This window comes from Longivirga aurantiaca (genome assembly GCF_042660085.1).
Classification (GTDB): Bacteria; Actinomycetota; Actinomycetes; order S36-B12; family CAIYMF01; genus Longivirga; species Longivirga aurantiaca.
Genome location: NZ_JBHSTI010000006.1, coordinates 1 through 9,694, shown reverse-complemented (window position 1 = coordinate 9,694; position 9,694 = coordinate 1). Strand labels below are relative to the sequence as shown.

The 9,694-nt window shown below is 69.8% G+C and carries 9 protein-coding genes; 1 reads left to right on the top strand and 8 read right to left on the bottom strand.

The annotated features are described in order from the left end of the window. Window positions 1-241: 241 nt before the first annotated feature. Complete coding sequence (locus ACFQGU_RS03750) at window positions 242-961, top strand: GntR family transcriptional regulator (protein WP_386764024.1); 720 nt, start codon at window positions 242-244, stop codon at window positions 959-961. 28 nt (window positions 962-989) lie between these two features. Here the strand turns inward: ACFQGU_RS03750 and ACFQGU_RS03745 are convergent, their stop codons facing one another. From ACFQGU_RS03745 to ACFQGU_RS03710, 8 genes are all read right to left on the bottom strand, one after another. Further along, on the bottom strand, window positions 990-2,861 hold the full coding sequence (locus ACFQGU_RS03745; protein ID WP_386764023.1) for a helix-turn-helix domain-containing protein: 1,872 nt from the start codon (window positions 2,859-2,861) through the stop codon (window positions 990-992). 139 nt (window positions 2,862-3,000) lie between these two features. Beyond that, window positions 3,001-3,588: a cob(I)yrinic acid a,c-diamide adenosyltransferase gene (locus tag ACFQGU_RS03740; RefSeq protein ID WP_386764022.1), complete on the bottom strand. Its 588-nt coding sequence runs from the start codon at window positions 3,586-3,588 to the stop codon at window positions 3,001-3,003. A 4-nt stretch (window positions 3,589-3,592) separates the two neighbouring features. Next, the gene (locus ACFQGU_RS03735) at window positions 3,593-4,030 is read right to left on the bottom strand and encodes a cobalamin B12-binding domain-containing protein (RefSeq protein ID WP_386764021.1); all 438 of its coding nucleotides are present in this window, start codon (window positions 4,028-4,030) and stop codon (window positions 3,593-3,595) included. Window positions 4,031-4,055: 25 nt separating this feature from the next. Next, on the bottom strand, window positions 4,056-5,726 hold the full coding sequence (locus ACFQGU_RS03730) for an acyl-CoA mutase large subunit family protein (protein WP_386764020.1): 1,671 nt from the start codon (window positions 5,724-5,726) through the stop codon (window positions 4,056-4,058). Further along, window positions 5,719-6,648 carry an ArgK/MeaB family GTPase gene (locus ACFQGU_RS03725; RefSeq protein ID WP_386764019.1) on the bottom strand — a complete coding sequence of 310 codons (930 nt, stop codon included), beginning with the start codon at window positions 6,646-6,648 and terminating at the stop codon, window positions 5,719-5,721. The genes ACFQGU_RS03730 and ACFQGU_RS03725 overlap by 8 nt, the downstream gene beginning before the upstream one ends. Next, window positions 6,635-8,125, bottom strand: a complete 1,491-nt coding sequence (locus ACFQGU_RS03720) for a class I adenylate-forming enzyme family protein (RefSeq protein WP_386764018.1) — start codon at window positions 8,123-8,125, stop codon at window positions 6,635-6,637. The genes ACFQGU_RS03725 and ACFQGU_RS03720 overlap by 14 nt, the downstream gene beginning before the upstream one ends. A 1-nt stretch (window position 8,126) precedes the next feature. Beyond that, complete coding sequence (locus ACFQGU_RS03715) at window positions 8,127-8,528, bottom strand: PaaI family thioesterase (RefSeq protein ID WP_386764017.1); 402 nt, start codon at window positions 8,526-8,528, stop codon at window positions 8,127-8,129. 306 nt (window positions 8,529-8,834) lie between these two features. Beyond that, window positions 8,835-9,694, bottom strand: an 860-nt coding sequence (locus ACFQGU_RS03710) for a PucR family transcriptional regulator (RefSeq protein WP_386764016.1), incomplete at its 5' end; no start/stop codon positions are given.

Genomic DNA, 9,694 nt, shown 5'->3' with positions numbered 1-9,694 from the left:
TGGAGGACGGCATCCACCTTGCCAACAGCATCTTCGTGACGCACCACTCCGACCTGCCTGTCTACCGCCAGATCGTGTCGCAGCTCGCGTTCATGATCGAGATGGGCCAGCTCAAGGAGGGTGAGCGGCTCCCCAGCGCACGCCTGCTGGCCGACAACTCCACATCAACCGGAACACCGTCGCCCACGCCTACGCAGAGCTCAGAGACACGGGTCTGCTCGAGTCCAAGGGCCGCAACGGCATGGTCGTCGTCAGTGGTGACCGGACGCAGCCATCCTCGGTCGACGGCGACCGCGCGGCAGCCCTGCTGGAGTCGGCGGTGGCGGAGAGCATGGCGCTCGGACTGGCCGCCGCCGAGGTGCACTCGCTCGCGGTATCCTTCGCCGCCCGGGCGCACGCGGGGAACCTGGAGATCGTCTTCGTCGAGTGCAACAGCGACCGGGCCAAGTACTTCGCGAGCGAGATCGAGGCGCACGTCGGCACTCCGGTGCGACCGCTCGTGCTGGGAGCCTTCGAGCCGGCCGACGAGAGCCCGGATCTCGTCCTGACGACGTTCTTCCATCTCGCCGAGGTGCGCAAGATGATGCGTCGGCCGAGGACCGAGGTCGTAGGACTCGTCGTGGGACCCCACGTGCAGACGCTCGTCCAGATCTCCCAGGTGCCCCGGAGCCGGTCGGTGGGCATCTGCTACTCGACCGAGGAGCAGGCGGTCAGCATCCGGGACTCGCTCACCCAGTCTGGCTTCTCGAACATCTCGGTGCTGCGCGGCACCTCCGACGAGGATCTTCAGGGGGTGGACCTCGTCGTCGTTCCGAGCGAGATGCCTGAGCTGCGCCGCCAGCTCGAGGGACGCGTGCGCGTGGTGGAGTTCGGCAACATCCTCGATCACGCATCGGTCCACATGGTCGCCGACGTCGTCAGGGAGCTGCGGCTCGCGAAGAGCGGGCGGAACGAGGGGTGACCCCCGACCCGGCAGCACCCGGGGTGGATCAGGACTGAGCCGCGGATCGCCGGATGGCCACGATCCGCACGGCGAGCTGGAGCGGGAGCCAGTCGTCGGCCGAATCGAGGTCGAGTCCCGTGATCGCGGTGATCCGTTCGAGACGTTGACGCAGGGTGTTCCGATGGATTCCGAGCACCTCTGCCGCGTGGCTGCCGTTTCCTCGCGACGACAGGTAGACGTCGAGCGTCGGAAGCAGCCGGGTACCGCGTCTCCGGTCGTGCTCCAGCAGGTGGAGGAGCTGGGAGACCGTCGGGTCGTGATCGAAGGCCGGGTCGACGGCCACCCGATACAGGTGCATGGAGCCGGCGAGGTCCTCGTAATGATTGACCCGCGATCCGCCGACCTTCGCCCCGATCACCAGCGCGTCGTTGGACTCGCGGAAGGCCCGCGGGATGTCGACCGCGTGAGGCACGACACCGCTCACACCCGCCTCGAGCACGACGCCCCTCTGACCGGCGCGATCCGAGAGCTCGCCCAGGCGCTTGAGCAGCCTGCGGTCTCCATCGCTGTCAGCGACCTCGATGAGTCCGTAGATCTGATTGAGGGCCACGTAGGTCAGGGACCCGGGGTAGAAGCTGACGATCATCGACATGACGGACTCGACAGCACGGCTGATGTCCGGGGGCGAGGCGTCGCGACGCGGCGTGGCCGACGCGGCCAGCCGGCCACGTAGCAGCACCAGCGGCTTGGCCGGATCAAGACCCATGCCGCTCGCCAGGGACGCGGTCTCGTCATCGAAGACTCCGCGGGCGAGACGCTCGAACACGACGCGACAGGACTGGTCACGTCCGTCCCAGCGCGTGGACGGGTCCATGAGCGCCAGGCCGACGTGATGAGCCATCACGGACAGCAGATGGAGATCCTCCGAGCAGAACCTGCGGCGCCGGTAGCAGGCGAGGAACCCCGCGCTGTCGTCACCGGGGGCGAGGGCCGCAGACTCCATGAAGCCGAATCGGTCGACGAGGTCGCCTTTCAGGTACCCCTGCAGCTGCGACGACCTCGCCTCGGCATGCGGCACCGACATGCCTGGACGAACCCCCAGCGCCGCCAGCTCGTCCAGGACGTCCGACCTGAACGGGGCGACGGAGCGCACCGCGAGCTCACCGGTCTCCGGGTCGGGGAGCACCAGGACGGACAGGTCGGCATCCATGGCGGACACGGCCGCATTGGTCACGCTGCCGAGCACCTCGTACGCCGGACCCGCGGATGCCAGGGAGGCGGTGAGCTCGGTGAGCGTGTCGAGCATGCGGGCACGGCGGGCCACCGCGCCGCCGGTCGACGCGGAGTCGATCAGTCCCGCGAACAGTCCCGCCAGCTCCGTCGCCACGGCCAGATGGGAGTCCCCGAACCGACCCGGCGTGCGGGCGTTGAGCGAGAGCACCCCGACGAGAGTCCGATCCGCGCGGAACAGCGGCAGCTTGGCGGTCGACTGGTAGTCGCCCTCGTTCAGCTCGGGGAAGCTGCGGAAGTGCGGGTCGTCGGCAGGAGCCGCATTGACGACCACGGGCTGCTGGCGGAGCGCGGCGAGCCCGTTGAGCCCCTGCCCGAGCTGCGCCTCGATCCGATGGAGGTAGCCCTTCGCGACACCCTCGGTGGCGGCCGTCAGGACCAGCATCTGGCGCTCGGAGTCCCACAGGTGCAGGAAGACTCCATCGGCGTCGACCGCATCCCTGACGATCTCCACCGCACGGCCCGTGAACTCGGAGAACTCGAGGTTCATCCCCACAGCGGTCAGCAGCTGCGCGAGTGCGGACCGGAGCCGCTCGGCCCGGTCCAGGGCGCGCCCGACCTCGGTGAGGTCCGCGGCACCGGGCCTCGCCATCGCATCGAGCACCGGCTCTGCCGTCAGGGACCTCACCTCCTCGTCCCCAGGTCCTTCTGCATGGTGTCACGCGGCGGTGGCCCAGGCCAGGTGATCCGGCTGCGGAAGCCCGCCGTCGGGGCCGTGGGTGAGAAGCGGGTCGGGTGCGGCTCCGAGCCGACCGGGACCCGGCGCCTCACAGGTCCAGGGCTCGTCCCGGCTCCCACAGGACATCTCCGTGGTGGCGGTTCGTGTACCGGGCCAGGACGAACAGCAGATCGCTGAGACGGTTCAGGTAGCTCGCGGCAAGGACGTTCACACCTGATCCGTGCTCCTCGATCGCCGCCCACGTCGAGCGTTCGGCTCGCCGGGTCACCGTGCAGGCGACGTGGATCGCGGCTCCGGCCGGCGTGCCGCCCCGCAGGACGAAGGAGCTCAGCTCCGGCAGGGGTGCGTTGAACGTGTCGCACCACCGTTCGAGCCGCTGGATGTAGGCGGGCTCGATCCTGAGGTGCGGCGCCGAGTCCGCCTCGACGACGGGCCGGCACAGGTCCGCCCCGACATCGAACAGCTCGTTCTGGATCTGGCGGAGCACATCGGCGACGTCCGGTTCCATGCCGCCGAGGCCCCCCAGGGAGATCGCGAGCCCGATGTGGCTGTTGGCCTCGTCGACATCGGCGTAGGCCTGGAGACGCGAGTCCAGCTTGCTGACCCGGCTCATGTCGCCGAGCCGGGTCTGCCCGCCGTCCCCTGCCCGCGTGTAGATCCTCGTCAGCGTGACCACTCGACTACCCCCGGGGGATCGCGGACACGTTCCGCGCGTACTGCCGCACGTACTCGACCAGGGTCGTGGTCGGCGTGCCGGGGCCGAAGACCTCGTGCACGCCGTGCTCCTTGAGCACCGCCGCGTCCTCGGGCGGGATCGTCCCGCCGGCCACGAAGAGCACGTCGGCCCTGTCGTTCTCCTTGAGGAGCCGGCCGAGCTCCTCGCCGTACTCGAGATGGGCGCCCGAGAGGCTCGACAGACCGAGGACGTCGGCGTCCTCCTGGATGACCGCGCGCATGATCGACTCGGGGGTCTGGTAGATGCCGGTGTAGACGACCTCCATCCCGGCGTCGCGCAGCGCCCGCGCCACGACCTTGGCGCCACGGTCGTGCCCGTCCAGGCCCGGCTTGGCCACGACGACCTTGAGCGGGGCGGACCTCGTCCCAGAGGGGGTTTCCATGTCAGTGATCTCCTCGGTTGCTGGACTAGAAGACGGTTGAGGGCTGGTACTGGCCCCAGGTGCCCCGGAGGACGTCGGAGATCTCCCCGACGGAGGCACGAGCGCGCACGGCGTCCTCGATGAGCGGCATCAGGTTGGTGTGCAGGTTCGGTGCGGCGGACTCGATGGCGCGAAGCGTCTCCGTCACGCGCTTCTGCTCGCGCGAGCGCTTGACGTCGGCGAGCCGCTGCATCTGGCGCTCCATGACCCCCGGGATCGGACGGTCGATCTCGATCTGCTGCTGCTCGCCCTCGTCCACGAAGTCGTTCACGCCCACCTGGATCTGCTCGTTGCTCTCGAGCCGGACCTGCTGCTCCCACGCCGAGTCGGCGATGAGCTGACCGGCGTACCCCGACTCGACGGCCTGGATCATCCCGCCCATCGCGTCGATGCGCTCGATCAGCGCGAGGGCCTCCTCCTCGATCTGCGTGGTGAGCGCCTCGACGAAGTAGGAACCGGCGAGGGGATCGACGACATCGGCGACACCCGTCTCGTGGAGGATGATCTGCTGCGTCCGGACCGCGATCTTGATCGCGCTCTCCGACGGGATGGACAGCGCCTCGTCGAGGGAGTTGGTGTGGAGGGACTGCGTCCCGCCCAGCACGGCTGCCATCGCCTGGAGCGCAGTCCGCGCCACGTTGTTGTACGGCTGCTGAGCGGTCAGCGACACCCCGGCGGTCTGGCAGTGGGCACGCATCAGCCACGACTTCGGGTCCTTGCAGTTGAGCCGCTCCCGCATGAGACGCGCCCAGAGCCGCCGAGCGGCCCGCAGCTTCGCCGCCTCCTCGAAGAAGTTGTTGTGGACGTCCCAGAAGAACGAGACCCGCGGGGCCAGCCGGTCCACGTCGATGCCGCGCGCCACCGCGTGCTCGAGGTAGCACAGGGCGGCGCTGAGGGTCAGCCCCACCTCCTCCACCGCGGTCGCGCCCGCTTCGCGGATGTGATACCCGCAGGCGTTCAACGGGTTGAAGCGCGGCATGACGTCCGCCCCGTACTCCATCGTGTCCACGACGAGCTCCACGGCGGGAAGGGGCGGGAAGATGAACTCGTTCTGAGCCGTGTACTCCTTGAGGATGTCGTTCTGCGTCGTGCCGGTGAGCACATGGCCCGGGTACCCGCGCTCGTCGCCGACCACCCGGTACATGGCGAGCAGGATCGCCGCGGTCGGGTTGATGGTCATCGACGTCGAGATCTGGTCCAACGGGATCCCGTCGAACAGCGCATGCATGTCGACGACGGTGTCGACGGCGACGCCGATCTTCCCGACCTCGCGACGGAAGACCTCGTGATCGGAGTCGTAGCCGAGCAGCGTCGGCAGGTCGAAGTCCGTCGACAACCCCGTCTGACCGGTCTTGAGCAGGTACTTGTAGCGGTTGTTCGTGTCCTCGGCCTGGCCGAACCCGGCCACCTGGCGGATGGTCCACGGGCGCCCGCGGTACATGCTGGCGTGCACACCACGGGTGAAGGGGTACTGACCGGGGAGGCCGAGATCCCGGTCGGGGTCGAACCCGCTGACCGATGCCGGCGTGTAGATGTCGTCGACCTCGATCCCGGACAAGGTCTCGAAGCGCTCACGTCGCGGTGGGACCCGTTCGTAGTCCCGAGCGAGGTTCTCCCGCTTCCACGCCTCGACCCGTGCGTCGGTGGTCTCAGTCATCACTGCGCTCCTGTCGTTGAATCTGCCACCGCTCCGACGCATCCCTGAGGATGTCGTCCACGGTCTGAGCCATGCCTCGGCCGTCTTCCATCGGCAGCGCGTGCGCGCATGCCCCGACCCACGCCTCCGCGATCAGCGCCGCGTCGGTCCCCCACTTGCGTGCCCTGAGCTCCTCCAGCCGCGCGTCCCGCGAGAGCTCCTCCCAGCGCGCGTCCAGCGCGAGCCGGACCTCGTCGACCCCGACACCGTCGCGGGCCGTCGTCTGGAGCACGGCGCTCCCGCGCCCGGCCGCGAGCCGCAGGTGACGCGCCGTCTCCGCCGCTCCGGGGCGGTCCGACATGTTCACGACGAACATGTCGGCCACCTCCATGAGCCCTGCCTTGATCGTCTGCACGGCATCCCCCAGCCCGGGGACCGTGACCAGGACGACCGTGTCGGCCACCTCGACGATCGCGACCTCGGTCTGGCCGGCCCCCACGGTCTCGATGAGGATGACGTCGAACAGGCCGGAGAGCTCGAGGAGCCGCGCGATGTTGCGGGTGGAGCCGGCGACGGCCCCGTGCGTCCCCCGGCTGGCGAGGCTCCGGACGAAGACGTCGGGCCGACCGTTCAGGTGGGTCTCCATCCGCAGGCGATCACCGAGAACGGCCCCGCCGCTCAGGGGGCTCGACGGGTCGATCGCCAGCACGGCGACGCGACATCCGGCGTCGGCGTACTCCGCGATGAGAGCCCCCGTCAGGGTCGACTTCCCCGCCCCCGGTGGCCCGGTGATCCCCACGATGTGCGCGGGCTTCTCGGCCCGCGGGATGACCACGTCCCACGGCGCGCTGTTCTCGACGACGGTGATGGCCCGGGCGAGCGGACCCCACGAGCCCGCTCTCCCGCCCTCCACCATGGCGCGCAGGGCGTCAGGCGCGAACAAGCTGGATCACCCCATCCATGATCTGCTGCCGGACCGACGACTTGGCCGCCTTGCCGATCCCCGTGACCGGGATGGTGGGGACGACGGCAGCACCGGAGGGGCGCTTGTAGCTGGACAGGTTGTCCCGGCAGTGGGCGAGGATGTCGTCCGCGGTCAGCCGACGACCTGGCTTGGCGACGGCGACGACCACCGGAGTCTCCCCCCACCGCTCGCTGGGGATCCCGACGACGATCGCGGACAGGACGTCGGGATGGTTGCAGGCGACGTGCTCGATCTCCGCCGGGGCGATGTTGATGCCGCCGGAGATGATGACGTCCTTGAGCCGGCCGGTGAGATAGACCAGCCCGTCATCGCCGATGCGGCCGAGGTCGCCGGTGTGGAAGGCGCCGTCCGAGGAGAGTGCGCGAGCCGTGGCGTCCTGGTCGTTGTAGTAGCTCAGGAGCCGAGCGGGGCTGCTCCCGACGAGCTCGCCCTGCCCATCGGAGTGGCCGGAGCCATCGTCCGCCTGGACCTCGAGCCTCGTGGTCGGGAAGGCCCGACCCACCGTGCTCGGCTCGGCGCGCAGGATCCAATGAGGCGCCGCCGTGAGCGGCAGGATCTCGGTCATCCCGTAGAACTGGTGGGTCTCGACCGTGGGCAGCTCGTCCCACCAGCGGTGGAGCAGCGCCGGCGGCATGGGCTCGGAGGCGAACAGCACCCATTCGAGCTTGGCCAGCTTCTCCAGCGGGGCATGCTCGATGAGCCGGCCCATGATCGTGGGCACCGCGTCGAAGGTCGTCGCGCGCGAGCACGCGTCGGCCACGCGCTCGATGTCGAAGCGCGGCAGGATCTCCAGGGCACCACCCATGCAGAGCATCGGGAGGACCTGCTCCGGGATGCAGGCGTACAGCGGGAGGAACACGACACCGCGCTGACCCGAGCCGAACGGGAACACCGATCCCAGCTGCATGGCGGCGTGGAGCATCGTCCCCTGGGAGTGGACCGCGCCCTTCGGCCTGCCGGTCGACCCGCTCGTCATCATGATCGAGCACGGCGTGCTCGATCCCAGGGCCGGCAGGGACGATCGTGGCGACGGCTCGCCCGATCCTCCCATCGGGAGGGTCCGGAAGGACTCGGAGAGCTCGTCGCGGACCTCCGCGTCGACGAGGCCCACGAAGACGGTACGGGCCTCGACGATCACGAGCTGGTCGCGCAGCGACGCGGCATCGAGCATGGCGTTGAGGGGGACCGCCGTCGCCCCGGCGCGCATGATCCCGAAGTAGGTGGCGATGTAGACCGCCTCGTTGGCACCGACCAGACCGACCGCCTCCCCCCGGCGGACACCCGACGCCAGCAGCTCCCGGGCGATCACGGCCGAGCGCTGCCACAGCTCCTTGTACGTCCAGGTCTGACCCTCGTAGATCACGGCGGGGTCGTTCGGGTGGGCCCGGACCACAGCGCCGATCCAGGAGACGAGGGTGCTCGCGGCGCCGGCCACGTCAGTTCTCCTGACCGGCGAACCCTCGACCCACCACGATCGTGGCGACCGCCGTGGCGGCGAGGATCGGCCCGTCCTGGGGGATCAGCCTGCCGCGGTCATCCACGCTCGCGACCTTGTAGAGACTCGCCTCGACGAGGCGGCTGGTGTTGCCGCGCTCGACGACGTGCGCCCTGCCCTCGACGAAGTCGCCCACACGGAGCGGTGCCAGGAAGTTCACCGAGCTGTAGGCGACGCACAGGCCTTCGTCCCCGCCCTCGAGCAGAGACAGCTCGGTCTCGAGGTCGGCGAAGATCTCCATCGCCTTCGACCCGGCGACCAGCCCTCCCGCGTAGCGCGCATCGCTCGGAGCGAGCCGGAGTCGAATCACCGCCTCCGCGGCTGCGGACCTGTCCTCTGGCACGACCATCCTCCTCGATCGACCCTGGTGCTGGTATGCCTGCCAAGGTAGGTCAAAGTTTGTCCTATGTCAAGAGTCAATCTGCCCACGCTGCCGGCAGAGTTCCGGCGCGACGGCCCGCCGCGCTCCGGACGGCGCTACGACGTGCCCCACTCTTCCCGTCGGCGGCCGAGGCGACGATGGGCAGAATGTCGACTCCCGGCGGGGGGACCAGTGCAGAACCGCCTGCGCCCGCCCCGGACCGGGACGTGGCCGTCGACGGTCGACGACGTCGGCGTCGAGCGACGACAGGTGGGTACGGCGGCGGGCTCAGGGCGTGCGGGAGCGGAGCACGCGGATCGCGAGCGCCACCGGGACCCAGTCCTCCACCCGCTCGATCGGCTGCTCCATGAGCGTCGAGATCTTGGTGAGGCGCTGCCGCAGGGTGTTGCGGTGGATGAACAGCTGCTCGGAGGTCTGGTGGATCGATCCGCGCTCGCGGACGAAGACCGCGAGCGTCTCGAGCAGGTCCGTACCGTGGCGCAGGTCGTGGGCCTGGACCCGCCCGATCCGGTCGATCTGCTCGGCGACCGCGGGCGCCAGCTCGACCTCGAGCGTGAAGAGCTGCTGCGTCGTGCGCTGGTCGCCACCGGGGGCGATCCTGACCCCGTCCTCGCTCAGGGCGGCCCAGGTCGCCGCCCAGGCGGCTGATCGGAACTCCTGCGCGACCTCCAGCCCGCTGGTGGCCGGTCGCCCCACGCCGATCGCCGCGCCGGCGGACTGCCCCCTGTCCCGCAACGCTCCGGCGATGTCGTGCCGCAGCTCGGATGCGAGGGCCGCGGGATCGACGTGTCCGGCGGGGACCGTCAGCAGGGCCCCGACAACCCCTGTGGTCGCCGGGATCGCGCGTCCGCGCGTCCCGGTGAACACCGACTCCACGGTCTGGGTCACGCTGTCGAGGCTGCGTTGACTGGTCAGGGCGAGCTCGGGGTCGCACCGGATCACCACGGGGACCACGGCGGTCCCGGCAGCCCAGCCGAGACGCTCGAGGATCTCGACGGCATCGCGCTCGGACGTGGCCGAGATCAGTCGACCCAGCACCGACTCCGCGCCACCTCGGTGCGCGAGGCCGTTGAGCGCGATGGCCCCGTAGGACGCGATGGCCGCGAGGAGGGCTCGATCGTCCGCGG